Here is a 22,174-nt window from a genome sequence, read left to right as displayed (position 1 = left end):
CGCGACCAAGTCGTTCGCCACCGCTGCCATAACCGGCTCTGCGTGAACCCGCGACATCTCGACATCGGGGACCGTCGGGACAATCTGCTGGACGAGCGCGACCGGCGAGCGAATGGGGTCGATTGGGGGCTGATATAGCCGTGGCTATGCAGAACTCTCGCCCCTAAACCAGCTAACCCGCTCCTCCCGTTGAAGGGAGGGGCACCCCCGCAGCACCCGCTATAGTTGAGATCGGGTGGCTCGGGTGTCGGGGGCAGAAACTGGGGCATTTTCCCTAGCCAACGGGGGCCACGGGTGGCGGTCTATCGATGTTCTGATTGAATGGCTGGGGTGGTAGGATTCGAACCTACGGTACGCGGTACCAAAAACCGTTGCCTTACCACTTGGCTACACCCCAACGGTGAGCGGCTATCTACGCGGGTTGCAGACGGTGATCAAGGCCCTCCCGGCAAAAAAATCGCACCGTCTCGCGCATTTTTCAGCGCCGTCATGCGCCGGTTGCGATCAGGACCGCGCCGGTGCGTCCGCCGGCCTCCACGGCCTCGTGCGCGGCGGCGCAATCGGCCAGGTCGTGGACCGACTGCACCGGGCATTCCAGAGCGCCGCTATCCAATGCGCGTGTCAGTCTTTCGATGGCCGCCAGGCGCAGCGGGGCCGGCAGAAGATAGATCAGCGCCATCTCCAGCGTCACGGCCTTGAACATCAGCGCATAGAAAGGCAGCACCGGCGTCATGTCCCTGGCAGAGCCATAGGCGTTGATGCGGCCGTTTTCGGCGATGACCGCCGTATCGGTCCGGGCGTTCGCGCCGAATTCCACCTCGACGATTCGATCCACCGGCGCGCCGCCGTTGGCATCCAGAATCCGTTCGGCCAGATCGGGGGCCGCGTAGTCCAGCGCGGCATCGGCCCCGGCGGCGCGCACGCGCTCGAGGCTGCCGGCCCCGGCGGTGGCGATCACCCTGGCGCCGCCCCATTTCGCAAGCTGCACCGCCAGGTAGCCGACGGTCCCGGCACCGCCCTGCACCAGCACCGTCCGCCCGGCGATGTCGCCGCCCGAGAACACCGTGTGGCAGGCCGTCAGACCGGGGATGCCCAACACGGCGCCGGTTTCCAGCGACACCGAACCGGGCAGGGCGACCGCCTGTTCCGACGGCAGCGCGATCCGTTCGGCGGCGGTGCCGAAGGCGCGTCGCCACTGGCCGTTCCACAGCCAGACGCGCTCGCCGATCCGCGCCGGGGAAACGCCTTCGCCCACAGCCGAGATCACGCCTGACCCGTCGCTATGGGGAACGATGACGGGGTAGGGCGGCTTGGTGACGCCCGGCCGCGCCCCGGCGCGGGCCTTGACGTCCGAAGGATTCACGCCCGAAAAGGCCAGATCCACCAGGACCTCCCCCGGTTCGGGCCGCGGCGCCTCAAGTTCGCTCAGTTGCAGAACCTGCGCCGCCGGTCCGAATGCGCTGTAGGTGATGGCCTTCATCCCGCTCTCCCTTTCCTGCCGTCACGTTCACCCTAGCGAGCTGCGTGATGAATGCTAGGCTCGTCCGCGCCAGGGGGAGGGCATGACATGAAGGTATTGCGGACACCGGATGCGCGGTTCGAGGGGCTGGCGGATTATCCCTTCGCGCCCAACTACGTTGACGTTGACGACACCGAGGGCGGCGCCCTTCGCGTCCATTACCTTGACGAGGGGCCGCGCGCGGCCGCGCCGGTCCTGGCCATGCATGGCGAGCCGACCTGGTCCTATCTCTACCGCCACATGATCCCGCGCCTCACGGCCGCCGGACACCGCGTGATCGCGCCGGACCTGGTGGGGTTCGGCAAATCCGACAAGCCGGCCGAACGCGGCGACTACACCTATCAGCGGCACGTGTTCTGGATGGGCGAGCTGCTGCGCAAGCTGGATCCGCGGAACATCACGCTGCTCTGCCAGGACTGGGGCGGGCTGATCGGGTTGCGGCTCTGGGCGGAAATGCCCGAGCGGTTCGCCCGGATCGTGGTGGCGAACACCGCCCTGCCGACCGGCGATCAGCCGATGGGCGAGGCGTTCGCCTCCTGGCGCGCCTTCAGCCAGGACGTGCCCGATTTCCGGGCGGGCCGGATCGTCCATGGCGGAACCGTCTCAAAGCTGACCGACGCCGAAGTCGCGGCCTATGACGCGCCCTTCCCGGACGAAAGCTACAAGGCCGGCGCGCGGCAGTTCCCGATGCTGGTGCCCGACCGCCCGGACGATCCGGCGTCCGAGGCGAACCGGCAGGCCTGGCAGGTGATCCGCGGCCTCGATACGCCGGTCCTGACCGCGTTCGGCGCCGATGACCGGGTGATGGCGGGCATCGACAGGGTGTTCCAGAAACTCTGCCCCGGCGCCGCGGGCCAGCCGCACGTGGTGCTGCCGAATGCCGGGCATTTCCTGCAGGAGGACGTGGGCGGGGAACTGGCGGCCCTGACGATCGAGTTCATCGCGCGCACGGCCTGAGCCGGGCCGGATCAGTCGCGCAGCTCTTCCGGATCGACGCCCCATAGGTTCGTCTTGGGCGTCCAGCCGCTGTAGCCCCCGGCGGAGATCCGGCACCAGTCGATGGTGCAGCTTCCCAGGCGCGCGACGACGCCGTTCTCGAAATGCGCGTTCACCGGCGAGTTTGAATCCGGGCGCGGATAGATCGGCGTCATGTCCTGTTCCACCAGCACCGTGCGCACCCCCGACAGCAGCGCGTAATGCACCCAGCCGCCCGCGCCGTCGCGGTCTTGCACCTTGCGCCAGTTGCCGTATTCGGCGGTGATCTGCAGCGGCATGTCGCGGCGCTTGAAGACCCAGTCGATTCGATGGGTAAGCGACGGCCCGCGCCGCACGTTGCCCTCGTTGGCCTTCATCGAGACGAACCGGGGCAGGGGCAGGTTGGTGACCTGGCCGCGCTTTTCCTCGGCGCTCGCCGCCGGGATGCTGAGGGCAAGAAACAACAAGGAATAGAGCGCCAGACACTGGCGTTTCACCGATACCGACTGCCTCACTGTGTGTCTGCTCTTTTGCCTGTTGATCCGGTTTTCAAAAAAGGCTGCGTCAATTCAGCATGGGGTTCTTGTGCCCCGCCTGATCCTGCGCCACGATGCCATGGCGCGCGTCGGATTGCAAAGCAGTGGGAGGGCCAAAGTGCCAAGAGAACGTCTGAGTGTTGTCGTTACGCGACGGTTGCCCGAGGCGGTTGAAACCCGCCTGAGCGAGCTTTTCAACGTGCGCCTGCGTGACGATGACACGCCAATGACCCGAACCGAACTGGTCGAGGCCGTCAAGGAGGCGGACATCCTCGTCCCTACGCTCACCGACTCCATCGACGCCGGTCTGCTGGGGCAGGCGGGCGAACGGCTGAAGCTGATCGCCAATTACGGGGCCGGGGTCGATCACATCGACGTGGCGACCGCGCGGCAGCGCGGGATCCTCGTCTCCAACACGCCGGGCGTTCTGACCGACGACACGGCGGACATGACCATGGCGCTGATTCTTGCCGTCACCCGCCGAATCCCCGAGGGGCTGGCGGTGATGCAAAAGGGCGACTGGGCGGGCTGGGCGCCGACCGCGCTTCTGGGCGGCCGGATCGGCGGCCGCCGCCTGGGCATCCTCGGGATGGGGCGGATCGGGCAGGCGGTGGCGCGGCGCGCCCGCGCCTTCGGGATGCAGGTGCATTATCACAACCGCCGCCGGCTGCGTCCCGAGGTCGAGGACGAGCTCGAGGCGACCTATTGGGACAGCCTGGACCAGATGATCGCGCGCATGGACGTGATCACGGTCAACTGCCCCTCGACGCCATCGACCTTCCACCTGATGAACGCCCGCCGCCTGAAACTGATGAAACCGACCGGGGTGATCGTGAACACCTCGCGCGGCGAGGTGATCGACGAGAACGCGCTGACCCGGATGATCCGCGCCGGCGAGATCGCGGGGGCGGGGCTTGACGTCTACGAACACGGCACGCAGGTGAACCCGCGCCTGCGGCAACTGCCAAACGTGGTGCTGCTGCCGCATATGGGGTCCGCCACGCTCGAAGGCCGGATCGAGATGGGCGAGAAGGTCATCATCAACATCAAGACCTTCGAAGACGGCCATCGCCCGCCCGATCAGGTCGTGCCCTCGATGCTCTGACACCACGACGCCCGGCCCCTGGCCGGGTGTTTTTTTGTCCCGGAATCAGGCAGACTCGCCCCGGATTGGTGCAAGCCGGGAGAGGGAATGATGCGACCGGGATGGCTGACGGGACCATTGATGGCGGCATTGGTGTGCGCGGCACCTGCCTGGGCGCAGGAAACGGCGGATGCCGTCGCGCCCGAGCAATCGACCGCCGGGCAGGTCCAGGCCGGGTCCGCCGAAGTGGCGGCGGCGCTCGAGGCCAAGGCCGCGGGCAAACCCGTCGAGGCCGACACCTGGATGGTCGCGGCAGCCAACCCGCTGGCCGCCGAGGCCGGGGCGAAGGTGCTGCGCGCCGGTGGAACCGCTGCCGACGCCATGATCGCGGTGCAGGCCGTGCTGGGGCTGGTCGAGCCGCAATCCTCCGGCCTGGGCGGGGGCGCGTTTCTGGTCTGGTACGACGCGCAAACCGAAACCCTCACCACTCTGGACGCTCGCGAAACCGCGCCGCGCGCGGCGACGCCGACCCTGTTCCACGACGAGAACGGCGAACCCCTTGGGTTCTTTGACGCCGTGGTCGGCGGCCTTTCGGTCGGAACCCCCGGCACGCCGGCCCTGCTGGCAGAGGCGCATCGCCGCTGGGGCCGGTCGCGCTGGCCCGACCTGTTCCAGGACGCCATCCGGCTGGCGGAAGAGGGTTTCACCGTTTCGCCCCGTCTCGCCGGGCTGGTCGAGGCCGACGCCGAACGGCTCGGGCGGTTTCCCGCGACCGCAGCCTATTTCCTGCCGGACGGCAAGCCCATTGCCGAGGGCGACCTGCTGCGGAACCCGGCCTATGCCGAAACCCTGCAGGTTCTGGCCCGCGAAGGCTCGGCTGGCTTCTACGGCGGCGACATCGCCGCCGCCATCGTCAACACGGTGCGCACGGCGCCCGGCAATCCGGGCGTGCTGTCGGGGGCGGACCTCGCGCTGTACCAGGTGATCGAACGCGAACCGGTCTGCGCCGCCTACCGCGTCTACCAGGTCTGCGGCATGGGGCCGCCCTCGTCCGGCGCGCTGACCGTCGGGCAGATCCTGGGGATGCTCGACGGCTTTGACCTGTCGGTGATAGGGCCCGACAGCGTCGAGGCGTGGCGGCTGATCGGCGACGCCTCGCGCCTCGCCTTCGCCGACCGCGGCCGCTACATGGCCGACAGCGATTACGTGCCCGTGCCGACGAAGGGCCTGGTCGATCCCGGCTACCTTTCGCAGCGCCGCGGCCTGCTGAACACCGGCGCGGCGCTGCCCGAGGTCGAGCCGGGCAACCCCGAATTCGATCATGCGCTGAACTGGGCCGACGACCGGTCCATCGAACTGCCTTCGACCTCGCATATCTCGATCGCCGATGCGCAGGGCAACGTCCTGTCGATGACCACGACCATCGAAAACGGCTTCGGCTCGCGGCTGATGACGAACGGCTTCCTGCTCAACAACGAACTGACCGATTTCTCGTTCCGCACCCACGAGGACGGCGTTCCCATCGCCAACCGGCTGGCGCCGGGCAAGCGGCCCCGGTCGTCGATGGCGCCCACCATCGTGATGAAGGACGGCAAGCCGGTTCTGGCGATCGGCTCGCCCGGCGGCAGCCGGATCATCGGCTATGTCGCCAAGTCGATCATCGCCTGGGCGGATTGGGGCTTCGACGTGCAGCAGGCCGTGGCGCTGCCGCATCTGGTCAACCGGTTCGGCACCTACGATGTCGAGGAGGACACCACCGCGACCGGGTTTTCCGAGGCGCTGACCGCGCTGGGCTTCAAGGTCGAATCCCGCGACCTGAACTCGGGACTGCACGCGATCGAAATCGGCGACCGGCTGCGGGGGGCGGCAGACCCAAGACGCGAGGGGATCGCGCTGGGCGAGTGAACTACCGTTTCATGGGTATTGTCCGCAGTTCCCCGGCCCTTTAGCCTGACGCAATATCGCCGGTTCCATCGGGTGGCCGGAAGGAGGATAGACATGGTCCAGGCCACGGCACTGCCGCGCAACGAAACCGGAATCGAGACGGTCATCGGCATCCTGAAACAGCGTTACGCCGACCGCGTGCAGACCGGCGCCGCGATTCGCGAACAGCACGGACACACCACCACCTGGATCGACAACCAGGTGCCCGACGCCGTCGCCTTTCCGCAATCGACCAAAGAAGTGTCCGAGATCGTCAAGATCTGCGCGACCCACAAGGTTCCGGTCATTCCCTTCGGCACCGGAACCTCGCTCGAAGGGCACGTGAATGCGCCGGCCGGCGGAATTTCGGTGGACCTCAGCCAGATGAACCGGGTCCTCGCGGTCAATGCCGAGGATCTGGATTGCGTCGTGCAGCCCGGCGTCACGCGCGAGGATCTGAACACCCATCTGCGCGACAAGGGGCTGTTCTTTCCCATCGATCCCGGCGCCAACGCCTCGCTGGGCGGCATGGCCTCGACGCGCGCCTCCGGCACCAACGCGGTGCGTTACGGCACGATGAAGGACAACATCCTCAGCCTCGAAGCGGTCATGCCCGACGGGCAGGTCATCCGCACCGGCAAGCGGGCGCGCAAATCCTCGGCGGGCTACGACCTGACGCGGCTGCTGATCGGGGCCGAGGGCACGCTGGGCATCATCACCGAAATCACCCTGCGCCTGCAGGGCATACCCGAGGCGATAAGCTCGGCGCGCTGCTCCTTCCCCTCGGTCGATGCCGCCTGCCGGGCGGTGATGATGACGATTCAATACGGCGTTCCCGTCGCCCGGATCGAGTTGCTGGACGATCTCTCCGTCAGGGCGGCCAACGCCTATTCCAAGCTGGAACTGCCCGATACGCCGCTTCTGCTGCTGGAATTCCACGGCTCCGAGTCGGGGGTCGTCGAGCAGGCCGAAACCTTCGGCACGATCGCCGAGGAATTCGGCGGCACCGATTTCGCGGCCACCACCTCGACCGAAGAACGCAGCAAGCTCTGGCAGGCGCGCCACGACATGTACTGGGCGTCGTTGCAGCTGCGGCCGGGGGCCAAGGGGATTTCCACGGATGTCTGCGTGCCGATCTCGCGCCTGGCCGAATGCGTGACCGCGGCGCAGGACAAGGCGGCCAAGCTGGGGCTGCTGGCGCCGATCGTCGGTCACGTGGGGGACGGCAACTTTCACACGCTTCTGCTGATCGACATGGAAAACGAGGACGAGGTCGCCAAGGCCGAGGAATTCGTGGGCTGGCTGAACGACGCCGCCATCTCGATGGAGGGCACCTGCACCGGCGAGCACGGGATCGGGCAGGGCAAGAAACCCTATCTGGAAAAAGAACTTGGCCCGGCCACGCGCTACATGGCGGCGATCAAGGTGGCGCTGGACCCCGACAACATCATGAACCCCGGCAAGATCCTTCCCGCAACCGCCGGGACTGTTTCGAAATCGTAAACTTGCCAACACTCTGCCACACGGGCGCCTGAGTTCCGTGGAAAACGGGCCAAAAGGCAGTTTTCCGTCCGGAGAAGATTATGGGCATTTTGCGTGGTTTGGGGTTTCTGGTGATCTGTGCGTTGGTTTTCCTTGGACTCGACTACTATCAGCAGGACAGGAAATCCGAAGACAGACTGAGCCTGCGCGGCTATGCCGACGCCATCGCCGACCGCTTCGATCTCTACCAGGCCGGGAAGGCTGCGGAACAGGCCGAACGCGACAGGCAGAAACGCTGGCGCGCCGGGGGCAAGGCCTATCTGCCCGAACCCGCGGATGCGTGGGCGCGCAGATCCGTTCTGGACGGGGACATCGCCGCTTCGGTGGCCGAGGACACCGGCTCGGGTCTGGCGCCAGGCGCGCTCGTCACCAAGATGGCCGAACAGAACGCCGCGATCCAGGCCGAAAAGCTCGACAAGCGCGGCTGGGTCTACGAACGGGACGGCAAGACCGCCTGGCTCGAGATCGATCTGGTTTCCGGGTCCAACGCGAACTCGCTGGCCGGGGCCGTGGAACAGACCATCGCGGCGCTGGATTTCGGCGACATCGAGGAAATCCCCCTGGGGGTGATCGGCGGCGTCGCTTTCGTGGAAAGGCTCCATTTCGACACGCCCAAGGCCCATCGCCAGGAATGGGCGCTGGTCACCTCCACCCCGGCCCAAAAGGGCGAGGTCGGTTTCCACACCTATTCCGGCATCATCGGCTTTGACGAGGAAGTGCGCATCACGCTCCGCACCGACGCCGAGCAGGCGGACGTGCGCGATCTGCTGGCGCGGCTCGACTACGACACGCTGAACGGGCTGCTCCGCATTCCCGTGCCGACGGTCGGGAACGGCGTCGCCGTCCAGCCCGAACAGGAACAGGACCTCGCCGCCAGGATGAACAAGCTCCATGCCGAGTTCATCCGGCTTCGCGCCGAGGTCGCCCAGACCCGCCTGAACAACATCGACGGGGCCTCGCTCATCGCCAACACATTCGCACAAAGCCGCGGCCTGCCCGAGGGTATCTTCGACCTGACCGGCGGCCGTGTCGAGACGATGGAGGACATGATCCAGACCGGTTACCGGCAGGCCCTGTCCGACATGATGGACGCCGACATGCGCAAGACCGAGTCGGGAATCGGCAACCTTCTGGGCGGCTTCTTCGCCAAGTCCGACGCGACCCCCGCCGACAGTTCCGCAGCGGCGGCAGGTGCGGGCGCGGCGGGCCTGTTCGGAACCGTCAAATCCTTCTTTTCCAACTCCGACAAGGTCGCCGGGGCCGGAAAACAGGATGCGATCCGGGTGAACAAGGGCATTTCCGCCGACGGCAAGGGATGCAGCGTCCAGGGCATCCTCAAAAGATGCGCGACCGGCGGCGGATGAAGCGCCGGACTGGACGGATTATCGCGACCCGCGTCCCGGCGCGGGTCGTTTTTTTCCCATCACAGGTCGGATGAATAGCGCGCCCCCCCAACTGAATGCGCCATATGGTGGCAACTCAATTCAAGGGGAGATGCCCGGATATGAAAACCCAAGTCAAAGCACTGGTCGTTGGCGGCGGCGCCATCGGCACCTCGATCGCCTATCACCTGGCCAAGGCGGGTTGGGAAGACGTGATGCTGATCGAGCGGGACGAGCTGACCAGCGGCTCGACCTGGCACGCCGCGGGCCTCCTGCCGCTGTTCAACATGTCCTACGCGACGACCCACATCCACAAGTATTCCGTCGATTTCTACAAAACGCTGGAAGAGGAAACCGGCCTGAACGCCGGTTTCGCCGTGGTCGGCAACCTGCGCATGGCGCAGACGGACGCGCGCATGGACGAATACATGCTCTATGCCTCGACCGCCGAGACCTGTGGCGTGCCCTACGAGTGGCTGACGCCCGAGCAGATCAAGGAACGCTGGCCGCTCATCCGCACCGAAGACCTCAAGGGCGCGCTCTACCACAACACCGACGGCTACATTAACCCCGCCGACGTGACCCAGGCGATGGCCAAGGGCGCCCGCCAGCGCGGCGTGATGATCGAGCGCAAATGGCAGGCCGACGCCTTCAACTGGACGGGCACCCACTGGGAAGTGACCTGCTCGAAGATGGTGGAAAAGGGCGGCAACCTGGTGCCTTCCGACGAACAGATCGTCATCACCGCCGAGCATGTGGTGACCGCCTCCGGCAACCACGCGCAGCGCACCGCGAAGATGCTGGGCATCAAGATCCCCGCGATCCCGGTCGAACACCAGTTCATCGTCATGGACCAGGACCCGGCGCTGGTCGAATACCGCAAGAACGGCGGCAAGGAGCACCCCGTGGTGCGCGACGCCGACGCGCAATCCTACGTCCGCGAGGAACGCGGCGGCTGGATCCTGGGCGTCTATGAAAAGAACGCGCCCGCCTGCTTCGAATACGGTGTGCCGGACAGCTTCCGCGCCGACCTGTTCCCGCTGGATCTCGAGCGGATCGAAAGCCAGTACATGGCGATGATCCACCGCATCCCCTCCTGCGAGGAAAGCGGCCTCAAGGACGATTTCAACGGCCCGATCTGCTACACCCCCGACGGCAACCCGCTGGTCGGTCCGGCGCCGGGCCTGCGCAACATGTGGCTGGCCGAGGGCTTCAGCTTCGGCATCACCGCCGCCGGCGGCACCGGCTACTACTTGGCGCAGATGATGGTGAACGGCGAAGCCGAGATCGACATGGCCTCGCTCGACCCCAAGCGGTATTCGTCCAACTGGATGACCACCGAATTCGCGGCGCGCAAGAACGAAGAGTGCTACGATCACGTCTACATCCTGCACCACCCGGACGAGGAACGCCCGGCCTGCCGCCCGCTGCGCACCGCCCCGGCCTATGACCGGCAAAAGGCGCGCGGCGCGCAATTCGGCTGGGTCAACGGCTGGGAACGCCCGAACTACTACGGCCCGCTCGATGCGCCCGAAACCTTCGACCATGACGCCCGCAGCTTCCGCCGCGGCGGCTGGTGGCAATACGCCGTCGAAGAGGCCAAGGCGATCCGCAACGGCGTCGGCCTGATCGACGCGACCGCCTTCACCAAGCACGTGGTCAAAGGCCCCGGCGCCACCCAGTTCCTCGACTGGTTCACCTGCAACAAGCTGCCCAAGGTGGGCCGCATCAACCTGACCTACGCGCTGACCGCGCATGGCACCACCCGCACCGAATACACCATCGTGCGCAACGGCGAGAACAACTACTACCTCGTCTCCGCCGGCGCCTGGACCGAATATGACGCCGACTTCCTGCGCAAGGCCGCAGAGGACAAGATGGAGGAGTTCGGCTATATCGAGATCCAGGACGTGACCACCCAGTGGGGCGTCTTCGCCATCGCCGGACCGAAATCGCGCGACGTGCTGAAAGAGGTGATCAAGGACGCCGATCCGGACACCGCGCTGTCCAACAAGCGTTTCCCGTGGCTGTCGGCCCAGCGGATCGAACTGGGCATGTGCCCGGTCAACGCCATCCGCGTCGCCTATACCGGCGAGCTGGGCTGGGAACTGCACCACCCGATCGAGATGCAGAACTACCTGTTCGACCTGCTCGAAAAGGCCGGCGAGAAGCACGGCATGAAGCTGGTCGGCGCCCGCGCCCAGAACTGGCTGCGCCAGGAGAAATCCTATCGCGCCTTCGGCAACGAACTGGGCCGCGACGCGACCCCGCTCGAGGCCGACCTGCCGCGCTTCGTGGACCTGTCGAAGGAGTTCCACGGCAAGGCCAGGCTGGAAGAGACCGGCGTGCGCGTCAAATGCTGCACCCTGCTGATCGACGGTCCGTCGGACGCCGATCCCTGGGGCCGCGAGGCGCTCTACACCCCCGAAGGCGAGCGAGTCGGCCGCCTGACCTCGGGCGGCTATTCGGTGGCCTTCGAGAAATCCGTCGGCATGGGCTACGTGAAGCCCGAACTGGCGGTCGAAGGCACGAAACTGAAGGTCAAGATGCTGGACCAGCTGTGGGACGCCGTCGTGACCTGCGACAGCCCCTACGACCCGAAGAACGAGGTTATCCGCAAGGACGGATAACCCCTTCCGGCCACTACGGCCCCGCCTCGGCGGGGCCTTTTTTCATCCTTGCGGCTTGAAATCCGCGCCGGTGACGACGCCGTCGCCATTCCGGTCGATCATCCCGAAGAACGTCGCGGATTGTTCGTCGAACTCCGCCCTGGAAACGGCTCCGTCGCCATCCAGGTCGTTGAACCGGCGGTCCATCGCCTCGTCCACCACCTGCATCGGGCCCTTCCTTCCGCCGGCATTGGCTTCGATGTCGGCGCGGCGCGTCTCGTCGAACAGGTCGTATTCCCCCTGGTCGAGCGCGCCATCGCCGTTCTGGTCGAACATGGCGAAGATCTCGCCGCGCTTGTTCGCGGTTTCGGCCACGGTCACCTGACCGTCGCCGTCAAGGTCCCAGTTCTCGATGAAATGCGCGCCGGGCACCTTTTGGCCGTCCGCCAGCGCGGAGGACGCCACCGCCCAAACCGCGGTGCAAAGCAGGATAGATCGCATCATGGCACTCCTTTGCGACAGGATCCGAAGATCAGGATCCGGCAAGCTCGTCGAAACATTCAAGGGCCTTGGCGGCGTACATCATCGACGGCCCGCCGCCCATCTGTATCGTCATGGCCAGAACGTCCGCGACCTCTTCGCGGGTGGCCCCCGCCTTGATCAGCGCTTCGATATGCAGTGAGATGCAGGGCTCGCACCGCACCGCGACGGAAATGCCGAGCGCCACGAATTCCTTGACCTTGTAATCCAGCGTCCCGCCTTCCTTGACCGCCTTTCCCAGCCCGCCAAAGGCGCGGGCGGTGTCCGGTATCGCGGTGTTCAGGTTCCGCAACCCCGATCGCGTCGCGGACAGTTTCTCTTCCCAGCTCATGACGATATCCCTTTCGTAAACATCACGTTCTTTGCATGTGTAAAGGGTTTCCGGACCGCCTCCTTGATCTTGATCAGGTGGCGGGCTTTTCCGCGATCAGGGCAAGGTTGTTTGCGGGCATCTCGACGATCTCGACCATGTCCAGCCCCGCCGCCTGCATCAGGTCGATGGTGTCGAAATCGTCCTTGTAGCCGATCTCGGGGTCCTGCGCGGTCAGGGTCGCGTGGAACCTGGCGTCGCCCTCGCTGGTCAGTTCGCCGCCGCGCATGAACGGGCCGTAAAGGACGAAGCGGCCGCCGGGCGCAAGCGCGCGGGCGGTTTCGGTGATGAGGGTCTCGGTCTCGGCCAGGCTGACGAGGTGCAGCAGGTTGATCAGCACGATCAGGTCCTGACCGCCATGCCGCGCTCCCCATTCCGGCTCGGTCGCATCCAGCGCGATGGCCGGCGCCACGTTGGGCAGGTTGCCGGCGTAGGCGTCGATGCTGGCCCGGCGCCCGGGGTCGATCTCGGTCGGTTGCCAGTCGAAATCCGGCAGCCTTTCGGCAAAGGCGGCGACGTGCTGGCCGGTGCCGCTGGCCAGTTCCAGCGCGCGTCCGCCGGCCGGGGCCACATGCGCCAGCAGGTCGCAAAGCGGCCCCAGGTTGCGGCTGGCCGCCGGCGCGACCAGCCTGGCGCCTTCGCCCTGTTCCGCGACGCTCGCGCTCGGCGGCAGCCTCCGCTTGCTCATGGCCTCAGCCTCTCGGGTCGCAGCGCCGCCACCGTGGCCGCGTCCAGGTCGGGCGCCGCGCCGCAAACCAGATCGGCCACCAGTTGCGAGGCGGCCGGCGCGGTCTGGAACCCATAGCCGCCCTGACCCGCGCACCATACGAACGAGGGCGTGGCCGGGTCCGGCCCCAGCACCAGCCGCCGGTCGGGCGCGAAACTGCGCAGCCCGGCCCAGCTGGTCTCCAGCCGCGTCACGGGTTCCGTCACCATCGCCTCGTACCGGGCCAGCCCCTCGGCCAGAACCATGTCGTCCGCCCAGGCGTCATGCGGCTCGACCGGCTCGGCATCGGCGGGCGAAACCAGCAGCTTGCCCGCATCGGGCTTGGCGTACCAGCTTTCGTTCACCCCCAGGATCATCGGCCAGCCCGAGACGTCATGCCCCCCCGGCGCCGGCAGCCGCGCCATCGACCGGCGGCAGGGCGTCAATCCGATCCGACCGACGCCGGCCATCTCCGCGACCTGATCGGCCCAGGCGCCCGCCGCGTTGACGACGCTTCGCGCCTCAAAGGTCTCGCCGGCCTCGACCACCCAGGGCCCGGGCCCCGAGATCGACGTCACCCGGCGCCGGGTCAGCACCTGACCGCCATTGCCGCGGATCTCGCGGGCGAAATCCTGCAGCATCCGGTCAGTGTCCAGATCCCAGGCGGCCTCGTGATGGGCGGCAAAGCCCACCGTTTCTGGGTTCAGGATCGGCACAAGGCCGATCGCCTGCTCCAGCGGCATCGGCTCCAGCCCCAGCTCCGTCACATCCGCCTCGAAATCCGCCCTCTGGTCGGGTCCGGCCACCAACATCAGCCCGCGCGGGCTCAGGTATCCGCCGTTGGCGCTCCGGTGGTACGCGTCGCTGGCCTTGCTCAGCGCGACCGTCTCGGGCAGGCCGTAATTCGCCTCGAACAGCGCCGCCGACCGGCCCGAGGCGTGGTATCCCAACGCCTCCTCGGCCTCCAGCACAACCACCTTGCCGTGGGCCGACAGCCGCGCGCCCGCGCTGAGGCCGGCGATGCCGCCGCCGATCACCAGGAAATCGATCATGACTGCTCCTCAAGCCGGTCCGTGGCCGGCGGCGGGGTCTGGCTGAACGCGGTGATCCGCGCATAAAGCTCCGGCGACATATCCAGGGACAGCGCCGCCAGCGAAGGTCCAAGCTGTTCCGCGCTGCGCCCCGAGATGATCGGCGCCGGGCGCCACGGGCTCGCCGCGACCCAGGCCACCGCCAGCGTGGCCGGATGAACGCCCAGTTCCGCGGCCAGTTCCGCCAGCCGCCGCGCCGCATCGGCCATCCAGCCCACGCCATAGCGGGTGGCGTACCGTTCATCCTCGGCCAGCCGGCCCTGATCGCCCTGCGCGTACTTGCCGGTCAGCAGCCCGCCGCCCAGCGGCGAATAGGCGGCCACCGCGATGCCCTGATCCGCGCACATGGGCAGGATCTCGACCTCGGCCTGCCGCTTCACCAGGTTGTACATCGGCTGCAGGACGTCGATGCTCAGATCGACCTCGGCCGCTACGCCCACCGCCTTCATCACCTGCCACGCCGCAAAGTTGGACAGGCCCACATGGCGGATCCGGCCCGCCTGTTTCAGCTCGGCGAAACAGGCCATCGTCTCGGCCAGGTCTGTGTCCGGATCGAAGCGGTGCAGGTAGAGGACGTCCACCATGTCCAGCCCCAGCCGCCTGCGCGACTCGTCGAACTGCGCCCTGATATTGGCCGCGCCCGCGCCTCCGACGTACCCCGCCTTGGTCGCGATCAGCAGGCCGTCGCGCTCGGCGCCGATCATCCCGCCCAACAGCGTTTCCGAGGCGCCGTCGGTATAGACATGCGCAGTGTCGAAATGCGTGATGCCCGCCGCGCGGCAGGCATCAAACATCGCCCGGCTCCGGCCGGCATCGGCCCGCCCGCCGAACTGCATCGCGCCAAAGGCAAAGCGGCTTGCGGGGGTTCCGTCGGGGCTGGTCAGAAGGCGAGTCATGCGCGGACAATCGCACGGCAAATCCCCGGCGAAAAGGGCGAAGATCGTGGCGATCATCCAGGCGGGGGCGGGTCTTTGCGTCTGCCCGGTTTCAACAAGCTTCCGCCTTGAGGTTCCTGCTTCCGGCTCGGTCTCTTGCCCTGTTTGCCGGCGTCGTTGACACGCAAGTGGTCTTTCCACGAAAGTATTGGAATATCTTTATGCCATTCGGGCGTTGGCCAAGCCGATTGCCCGGCAACGACAAGATCACCAGGCAGCACCAATTGCGCAAACAGATAGGCTACTCGACATGCTTCGTTCCCTGACAATGATCGCCAGTTTCATTTCGACCGCTTTTGCATCCGTCGCGCTTGCATCGGAAACGCCGAACCCGGCGGCAGCGTTTTGCGTCGATCAAGGCGGCACCTATTCCATAGCGGACGGCGCCGAAGGGCAGAGCGGGTTCTGCAAGCTTGCGGACGGCACCGAGGTCGACGCCTGGGATTACTTCCGCGAGCAACATGCCGCGGCGAACACAACCGAGGCCGCCGCAATAGAGGCGGATCGCATCTGGATGGGTGGTCCGATCCTGACCATGGTTGATGGCGCAATGCGGGCCGAGGCACTGGCAGAGAAAGACGGTGTGATCATCGGTGTCGGCGATACGGACGACGTCATGGCCTTTCGGGGGCCGCAGACCGAGGTTATTGATCTCTCGGGCCGCACGATGATTCCCGGTTTCGTGGATGCCCACGGGCATGTGTTCATGATCGGTATTCAGGCGCTGTCGGCGAACCTGCTGCCTGCGCCGGACGGGACGGTCAACGATATTCCGTCGCTGCAGCAGGTCCTGCGCGACTTTGCGGATGCCCAACCCGATCGCGTCGCCGCAGCTGGCCTGATCCTCGGCTTCGGTTACGACGATGCCCAGCTTGCCGAACAGCGCCACCCGACGCGTGACGAACTGGACGCCGTTTCCACCGAAATCCCCGTTTACGCGGTTCACCAGTCAGGCCATCTGGGCGTCGCAAATTCGAAGGCACTGGAACTGGCCGGGATTACCGCCGACACGCCCGACCCTGCGGGCGGTCTGATCAGGCGACGCGAAGGCAGTACCGAGCCGAACGGCGTGCTGGAAGAGAACGCGGCCTTTGCTGTGATTGGCGAACTCCTCGGCGGATTGGACAAGGAAGCCAACCGGGCGATTTTCAGAGCAGGCACCGAACTGATCGCGTCGTTCGGATACACCACTGCGCAAGAGGGCCGCTCCACACCGGCTGTCGCCAAGCTGATGAAGGCGGTGGCAACCGAAGAAGGGCTGGACATCGACGTGGTCACCTATCCGGATGTTCTGGTAAACCGTGACTATATCCTGGAAAATCACTCGCGCGAGTATACGGACCGCTTTCGCGTCGGGGGCGCGAAGCTGACGATTGACGGCTCGCCGCAGGGATTCACCGCGTTGCGGGATCGCCCCTATTTCAACCCTCCCGAGGGGTTCCGGGCGGATTACTCGGGTTATGCCTCCGCCTCCGGAGATCAGGTGTTCGACGCAGTCGACTGGGCCTTTGCCAACGGCGTGCAGATACTGACACATGCCAATGGCGAAGGTGCGTCCGACATGCTCATCGCCGCCATCGACACGGCGACCGAAACCTACGGGCCGGCTGACCGCCGTCCGGTCCTTGTCCACGGCCAGTTTCTGCGCGAAGACCAGGTGGATGCGTATTACCGGCTCGATGTGTTCCCGTCGCTCTTTCCCATGCACACGTTCTACTGGGGCGACTGGCACCGCGACCGCACGGTCGGCCCGGATGCCGCCGACAATATCTCGCCGACCGGATGGGTGCGAGAGCGCGGCATGATGTTCTCAAGCCACCACGACGCCCCCGTGGCTTTCCCCGATTCGATGCGCATTCTGGATGCGACCGTGACGCGACGCTCGCGCTCGAATGACATCATTGGCCCTACCCACCGGGTCGATGTGCTCACGGCGCTGAAATCTCTTACGATCTGGCCAGCCTATCAGCATTTCGAAGAAGACCGGAAAGGGTCGCTGGTGGCGGGCAAAGTGGCCGATCTCGTGATCCTGTCGGATGATCCCACCGCCGTCGATCCGGAAACGCTCGACAGCATCACCGTTCTGGAGACGATCAAGGGAGGCGAGACCATCTATGAAGCGAGCGTGCGCGAGGGGCGCCTGAATTACCGCCCGCGCCAGGACGGCTCCGATCCCTACGCGGACTTCCTGCGCACTTTCACGATTTCCCACGAACTGAAGGGGGCGGGCGGCGCATTCCGCCACATTCCGCCATCGGTTCTGGCCCAGGCACCGCATTCCGGAGCCTGCGTGGCGCGGACGTTGGGACAGATCATCACCGCATCCGTTGCAACACCCGACGACCGCACGGAATAGCGGACGGCACAGGGCCAGGAGACAAACGGACATCCATGCGGTTCCTGCGCCGGGTGCTTCCGGCCCCCGCAACCAGCCTCCAGAACGAACCGCGCTTCCCTTGGCTGGGGGCGCTGCACCCCGGACGCCAAAAATGGGCCCGCAACCAAGGCGGGCCCCAATCCGACGACCCAGCCTTCCCGCCCTCGGGCGGCGCGATCATTCTTGGAGGGGCGGCTTTGACAAAAGGCATCTCCGGGTTCTGCCGGGATGCCTTTGGTCGTGTCGTCCACGGTCACCAGAGGGCCGGGTTGTCAAGCGCCTCGACGCAGCGTGACGGACCCTGCAGCGGGTCGAGCGGTCCGCCCGTCAGCGATTGCCCCAGCCAACCTTCGGGATACTTCAGAGGCAAAGGCGGCTGGGCGACGGTTTCCGTGATCCGGGCGAACCCAACCTTGGAGTAGAAGCTGATATCGCCATAGGTCAGCGCAACGTCCACACCGTCATCCCGCAGCGTGTTCAAGCCGAAGCTCAACAACTTCTGTCCAAGCCCCTTGCCCTGTCGGGTCGTAGCCACGGCCATTGGCGACAGAATGAAGACGGTGCGCTCGTCCTCCGGATAGCTCATGCGCGTGAAGATGATCGTCCCGGCAATCGCGTTGCCTTCAAGGGCCGAAATGACGGTGATGTCAGCCGCATCGACCGTTGCGAACATCTCCGCCACCAGATTGCCGATCAGCTCGCCTTCTTCGGCGCCCTCGGAGCTCGTGAAAGTTGATCTGAAGAGATCGATGATTTCGCTCATTCGGTCTGTGTAGCTGGTCGTGAAGTCCATGATTTGGCCCCTTTCTATCTTTGGTTCAGTTGCGCGCGCACGGCCTTGATGCCCTGCCGCGATGCGCGGTAGGGCTGGCCGTTCCGCGAGAGGATGAAGCGCCGTTTTCTCAGGCGCAGAAACACGTCGAGGGTGCAGTCCGAGAGGACGTGACCGTCTCGTGTGAAACAGGTGATGGCGCGTATCTTGCCGCGCTCGCACCTTTCGTGGTGGATGGCTCCACCAAGGGCGAGTTCATGCAAAACACGCTGTTCGTGCTTTGATATATTCAACGGAGTGTCTCGATTTCATGAGAGTACAGAAAGCAGGGTCACTCAGCGTCGCGCGTGAGTGTCCTTCTGGTTCTGGCGTTCCCTTGTCGTTGGATCGGGAACGGGCTTATGCCCGGGTCTCTTGCATAAAATCTCCGTTGCACGAGGCTCATGCCTCCTGCCGGAGCCCAGTTAGCCCTTCAAATGATCGGATTCAAGCCGCGAAACCTTTGCTGTTCGGATTTCTGGGCCTGTGTTGCGAAAGCGGACGCTCACACCCGTGCTTCCAAGGGCATTTCTGCCCCCGCCAATACCCAGCCCCCCCGGTCACCTCCGCCGCTGCTCCCCGGACGCAACAAAAAAGGGCCCGCAAACATGGCGGGCCCCTTCGCATTCGTATGGCTCGGTCTTACTGCGGGATCTCGCCTTCGATCCCTTCGACGTAAAAGTTCATGCCCGCCAGCGTGCCATCGTCGGCAACCTCACCCTCGGCCAGCCAGGCGCTGCCGTCCTGCTTGTTCAGCGGGCCGGTGAAGGGGTGGTACTCGCCCGACGCGATGGCGTCCTTAAGCGCCAGCGCCTCGGCCTTCAGCTCGGCCGGAACCGCGTCCGAGATCTCGCCGATCTCGACCATGCCGGGGCCGATCCCGTCCCAGGTGTTCGCGCTTTCCCAGGAACCGTCCATCACCGCCTGCGTGCGCGCGATGTAATAGGGGGCCCAGTTGTCGATGATCGAGCTGACGCGCGGCAGCGGAGCGTATTCGCTCATGTCCGACGCCTGGCCAAAGGTGATCACGTTGCCCGCCTTCTGCGCGGCCGCCTGCGGCGCGGTCGAGTCGGTGTGCTGCAGGATCACGTCCGCGCCCTGTTCGATCAGCACGGTGGCCGCGTCGGCCTCTTTCGCCGGATCGAACCAGGTGTAGGCCCAGACGATCTTGAACTCGACATCCGGGTTCACCTTGCGCGCGTGGATGAAGGCCGAGTTGATGCCGCGGATCACTTCGGGGATCGGGTACGAGCCGATATAGCCGACGATGTTCGACTTGGTCATCTTACCGGCGATGTGGCCCTGGACCGCGCGGCCCTCGTAGAAGCGGGCTGAGTAGACCGACACGTTGTCGGCGGTCTTGTAGCCGGTGGCGTGCTCGAACTTCACGTCCGGGAATTTCTTGGCCACGTTGATGGTCGGGTCCATGTAGCCGAACGAGGTGGTAAAGATCAGGTCGGCGCCTTCCAGCGCCATCTGGGTCATGACGCGCTCGGCGTCAGGGCCTTCGGGTACGGATTCAACGAAAACGGTCTCGACCTTGTCGCCGAAATGCGCCTCGACGGCCTGCCGGCCCTTGTCGTGCTCGTAGGTCCAGCCGCCGTCGCCCACCGGGCCGACATAGACGAAGCCGACCTTGGTCTTGTCCTGCGCGACGGCGCCGGTCGCCAGACCGATCGCCATCGCGGCAGTTGCCAGAAGTGAAGTGAATTTCATCAGGTTACTCCCCAAGTTGGTACGATATGCCCCTCTTGTCAGTGAGAGGCGTGGAATATCCGGCCCAGCGAAGCAGGCGCCCTGCTCTTGTCGGCCGAAAGGATCACAAGCACAAGGATCGTGATGAGATAGGGCGACATTGCCAGATACTCGACCGGGATGGCAACGCCCGCCGCCTGCAGGTTCAGCTGGACGACGGTGACCCCGCCGAAAAGATAGGCGCCCAGCAGCACGCGCCACGGCTTCCAGCTGGCGAAGACCACCAGCGCCAGGGCGATCCAGCCGACACCGGCGGTCATGCCCTCGGTCCACTGCGGCACCCGGATCAGGCTGATATAGGCCCCGCCCAGCCCTGCGCAGGCGCCGCCGAACAGGATGGCCAGGCAGCGGATCCGCACCACCTTGTACCCCAGCGCGTGCGCGGCGTCGTGGTTTTCGCCCACCGCCCGCAGGATCAGGCCGGCGCGGGTGAATTTCAGCACCGCCCATACCGCCGCCGTCAGCGCGATGCCCAGGTATAGGATCGGATCGTGGCCGAACAGGATCGGGCCGATCACCGGCAGGTCGCTGATGCCGGGGATGTTCAGCTCAGCCATGCTGGGCGGCTTGATGCCGACATAGCTCTGCCCCAGCAGCGCGCTCAGCCCCAGGCCGAACAGCGTCAGCGCCAGGCCGCTCGCGACCTGGTTGGCCAGCGCCACCTGGGTCAGCACCACGAACAGCAGCGACAACAGCGCGCCGCCCACCGCGGCCGCCACGAAGCCCAGCCAGGGCGAGCCGGTTTCGACCGAGACGGCAAAGCCGCTGATCGCGCCGACGATCATCATGCCTTCGACGCCGAGGTTCAGAACCCCCGACTTCTCCACCACCAGTTCGCCGATCGCGGCCAGCAGCAGCGGGGTTGCGGCCACCATCAGCGAGGCCACCAGCAGGACGGGATTGATTTCGGTCAGGTCCATGGATCAGGCCACCTCTTTGCGGGCCGCACGGATGCGGTAGTTGGTCAGAAGGTCCAGCGCGAGCAGGAAGAACAGCAGCATTCCCTGGAACACCTGTATCGCGGCGGCGGGCAGGCCCAGCTGCGACTGGGCGATCTCGCCGCCGATGTAGGTCAGCGCCATCAGCCCGCCCGCCAGCAGGATGCCGACAGGGTGCAGCCGGCCCAGGAAGGCCACGATGATCGCGGTAAAGCCGTAGCCCACGTTGAAGTCGATGCTGACCACGCCCGACGGGCCGGACACCTCGAACAGCCCCGCCAGCCCCGCCAGCGCCCCGGACAGGCCGAGACAGAACAGGATCAGCCGCGCCGGGTTGACGCCGGCGAACTTCGCCGCCCGCGGCGCCTCGCCGGTCAGCCGGATGTGAAAGCCCAGCATGTGCCGGTTGAGCAGGACATAGGCGAAAATCACCGCGATCAGGGCTCCGACGACGCCCCAGTGCATTCCGGTTCCCTCGAACAGTTCGGCATTGTGGGCGCTGGCATAGCTCTGCAGGTTGCGCGACCCGGGAAAGCCGAAGCCTTCGGGGTTCTTCAGCAGCCCCAGCGAGACCGAGGCCAGAAGCTGTTCCGCCACATAGACCAGCATCAGCGAAACGAGGATCTCGTTGGTGCCGAACCGCACCTTCAGCAGCGCCGGGATCATCGCCCAGGCCCAGCCGCCCAGCGCGCCGGCGATCACCATGATCGGGAATATGAACCACCCCTCGACGGGATAGAAGGCCAGCCCGGCGCCGGCGCCGCAGATGGCGCCCATGATGTACTGCCCCTCGGCACCGATGTTCCAGATCCCGGCCCGGAACCCCAGGCTCAGGCCGATGGCGATCAGCACCAGCGGCGCGCCTTTGACCAGCAGCTGCGGGCGGTAATAAAACGCGAACTCGCCGAACAGCGGTTCCCAGAAGATGGTTTCGATGGCCTCGACCGGATTCTTGCCCAGGGCGGCGAACAGCAGCCCCCCGAAGAACATCGTCGCCAGCACCGCCACCAACGGCGTGGACATCGACCACGCCCGCGACGGCTGCGGCCTTTTCTCAAGCACGATCATCCGCGCGCGCCTC

19 protein-coding genes and 1 tRNA gene are annotated in these 22,174 nt (G+C 65.9%); 7 read left to right on the top strand and 13 right to left on the bottom strand.

Annotated features, from left to right (window positions below; translation table 11 throughout):
• Positions 1-322: 322 nt before the first annotated feature.
• Both FGK63_RS02630 and FGK63_RS02625 read right to left on the bottom strand, forming a co-directional pair.
• Positions 323-397, bottom strand: a tRNA-Gln gene (locus FGK63_RS02630).
• Positions 398-487: 90 nt separating this feature from the next.
• Positions 488-1,480, bottom strand: a complete 993-nt coding sequence (locus tag FGK63_RS02625; RefSeq protein ID WP_138840042.1) for an NADPH:quinone reductase — start codon at positions 1,478-1,480, stop codon at positions 488-490.
• Positions 1,481-1,567: 87 nt separating this feature from the next.
• Here FGK63_RS02625 and FGK63_RS02620 point away from each other — a divergent pair, with 87 nt between their 5' ends.
• Positions 1,568-2,476 (top strand): haloalkane dehalogenase, encoded by a 909-nt coding sequence (locus FGK63_RS02620; protein WP_138840041.1) that lies wholly within the window; start codon positions 1,568-1,570, stop codon positions 2,474-2,476.
• Positions 2,477-2,487: 11 nt separating this feature from the next.
• Here the strand turns inward: FGK63_RS02620 and FGK63_RS02615 are convergent, their stop codons facing one another.
• Positions 2,488-2,976 (bottom strand): SH3 domain-containing protein, encoded by a 489-nt coding sequence (locus FGK63_RS02615; RefSeq protein WP_425471832.1) that lies wholly within the window; start codon positions 2,974-2,976, stop codon positions 2,488-2,490.
• Between the two features lie 172 nt (positions 2,977-3,148).
• Here FGK63_RS02615 and FGK63_RS02610 point away from each other — a divergent pair, with 172 nt between their 5' ends.
• From FGK63_RS02610 to FGK63_RS02590, 5 genes are all read left to right on the top strand, one after another.
• Positions 3,149-4,135 carry a 2-hydroxyacid dehydrogenase gene (locus FGK63_RS02610; protein ID WP_138840040.1) on the top strand — a complete coding sequence of 329 codons (987 nt, stop codon included), beginning with the start codon at positions 3,149-3,151 and terminating at the stop codon, positions 4,133-4,135.
• Between the two features lie 90 nt (positions 4,136-4,225).
• Entirely contained in the window at positions 4,226-6,019 is a 1,794-nt protein-coding gene (gene ggt, locus FGK63_RS02605) for a gamma-glutamyltransferase (RefSeq protein ID WP_138840437.1), read from the top strand.
• A gap of 93 nt (positions 6,020-6,112) precedes the next feature.
• Entirely contained in the window at positions 6,113-7,540 is a 1,428-nt protein-coding gene (locus tag FGK63_RS02600; protein WP_138840039.1) for an FAD-binding oxidoreductase, read from the top strand.
• 80 nt (positions 7,541-7,620) lie between these two features.
• Complete coding sequence (locus FGK63_RS02595) at positions 7,621-8,943, top strand: hypothetical protein (RefSeq protein ID WP_138840038.1); 1,323 nt, start codon at positions 7,621-7,623, stop codon at positions 8,941-8,943.
• 140 nt (positions 8,944-9,083) lie between these two features.
• Positions 9,084-11,591 carry a GcvT family protein gene (locus FGK63_RS02590; RefSeq protein ID WP_138840037.1) on the top strand — a complete coding sequence of 836 codons (2,508 nt, stop codon included), beginning with the start codon at positions 9,084-9,086 and terminating at the stop codon, positions 11,589-11,591.
• A gap of 42 nt (positions 11,592-11,633) precedes the next feature.
• Here FGK63_RS02590 and FGK63_RS02585 read toward each other — a convergent pair whose 3' ends face one another.
• The 5 genes from FGK63_RS02585 to FGK63_RS02565 form a co-directional block, all read right to left on the bottom strand.
• Entirely contained in the window at positions 11,634-12,071 is a 438-nt protein-coding gene (locus FGK63_RS02585) for an EF-hand domain-containing protein (RefSeq protein WP_138840036.1), read from the bottom strand.
• A gap of 31 nt (positions 12,072-12,102) precedes the next feature.
• Entirely contained in the window at positions 12,103-12,441 is a 339-nt protein-coding gene (locus FGK63_RS02580) for a carboxymuconolactone decarboxylase family protein (protein ID WP_138840035.1), read from the bottom strand.
• Between the two features lie 73 nt (positions 12,442-12,514).
• Positions 12,515-13,168 (bottom strand): DUF938 domain-containing protein, encoded by a 654-nt coding sequence (locus FGK63_RS02575; protein ID WP_138840034.1) that lies wholly within the window; start codon positions 13,166-13,168, stop codon positions 12,515-12,517.
• Entirely contained in the window at positions 13,165-14,238 is a 1,074-nt protein-coding gene (locus FGK63_RS02570; protein WP_138840033.1) for an NAD(P)/FAD-dependent oxidoreductase, read from the bottom strand. The genes FGK63_RS02575 and FGK63_RS02570 overlap by 4 nt, the downstream gene beginning before the upstream one ends.
• A complete protein-coding gene (locus FGK63_RS02565) occupies positions 14,235-15,173 on the bottom strand; it encodes an aldo/keto reductase (RefSeq protein ID WP_138840032.1) in 939 nt (312 codons plus the stop codon). The genes FGK63_RS02570 and FGK63_RS02565 overlap by 4 nt, the downstream gene beginning before the upstream one ends.
• 289 nt (positions 15,174-15,462) lie before the next feature.
• Between FGK63_RS02565 and FGK63_RS02560 the strand changes: the two genes are divergently transcribed.
• Positions 15,463-17,568, top strand: a complete 2,106-nt coding sequence (locus FGK63_RS02560) for an amidohydrolase family protein (RefSeq protein WP_138840031.1) — start codon at positions 15,463-15,465, stop codon at positions 17,566-17,568.
• Between the two features lie 274 nt (positions 17,569-17,842).
• Here the strand turns inward: FGK63_RS02560 and FGK63_RS02555 are convergent, their stop codons facing one another.
• From FGK63_RS02555 to FGK63_RS02535, 5 genes are all read right to left on the bottom strand, one after another.
• The gene (locus tag FGK63_RS02555; protein WP_138840030.1) at positions 17,843-18,382 is read right to left on the bottom strand and encodes a GNAT family N-acetyltransferase; all 540 of its coding nucleotides are present in this window, start codon (positions 18,380-18,382) and stop codon (positions 17,843-17,845) included.
• Between the two features lie 14 nt (positions 18,383-18,396).
• Positions 18,397-18,624, bottom strand: coding sequence for a YjhX family toxin (locus FGK63_RS02550; protein WP_342777305.1), 228 nt, complete (start codon positions 18,622-18,624; stop codon positions 18,397-18,399).
• Between the two features lie 418 nt (positions 18,625-19,042).
• A complete protein-coding gene (locus tag FGK63_RS02545) occupies positions 19,043-20,116 on the bottom strand; it encodes a BMP family ABC transporter substrate-binding protein (RefSeq protein WP_138840028.1) in 1,074 nt (357 codons plus the stop codon).
• Between the two features lie 38 nt (positions 20,117-20,154).
• Entirely contained in the window at positions 20,155-21,075 is a 921-nt protein-coding gene (locus FGK63_RS02540) for an ABC transporter permease (RefSeq protein WP_138840027.1), read from the bottom strand.
• A gap of 3 nt (positions 21,076-21,078) precedes the next feature.
• Positions 21,079-22,161 (bottom strand): ABC transporter permease, encoded by a 1,083-nt coding sequence (locus FGK63_RS02535; protein ID WP_138840026.1) that lies wholly within the window; start codon positions 22,159-22,161, stop codon positions 21,079-21,081.
• Positions 22,162-22,174 lie beyond the last annotated feature (13 nt).

It is taken from the genome of Ruegeria sediminis, assembly GCF_005938215.1.
Lineage (GTDB): Bacteria > Pseudomonadota > Alphaproteobacteria > Rhodobacterales > Rhodobacteraceae > Ruegeria > Ruegeria sediminis.
This window is presented reverse-complemented; position numbering and strand designations above follow the sequence as displayed.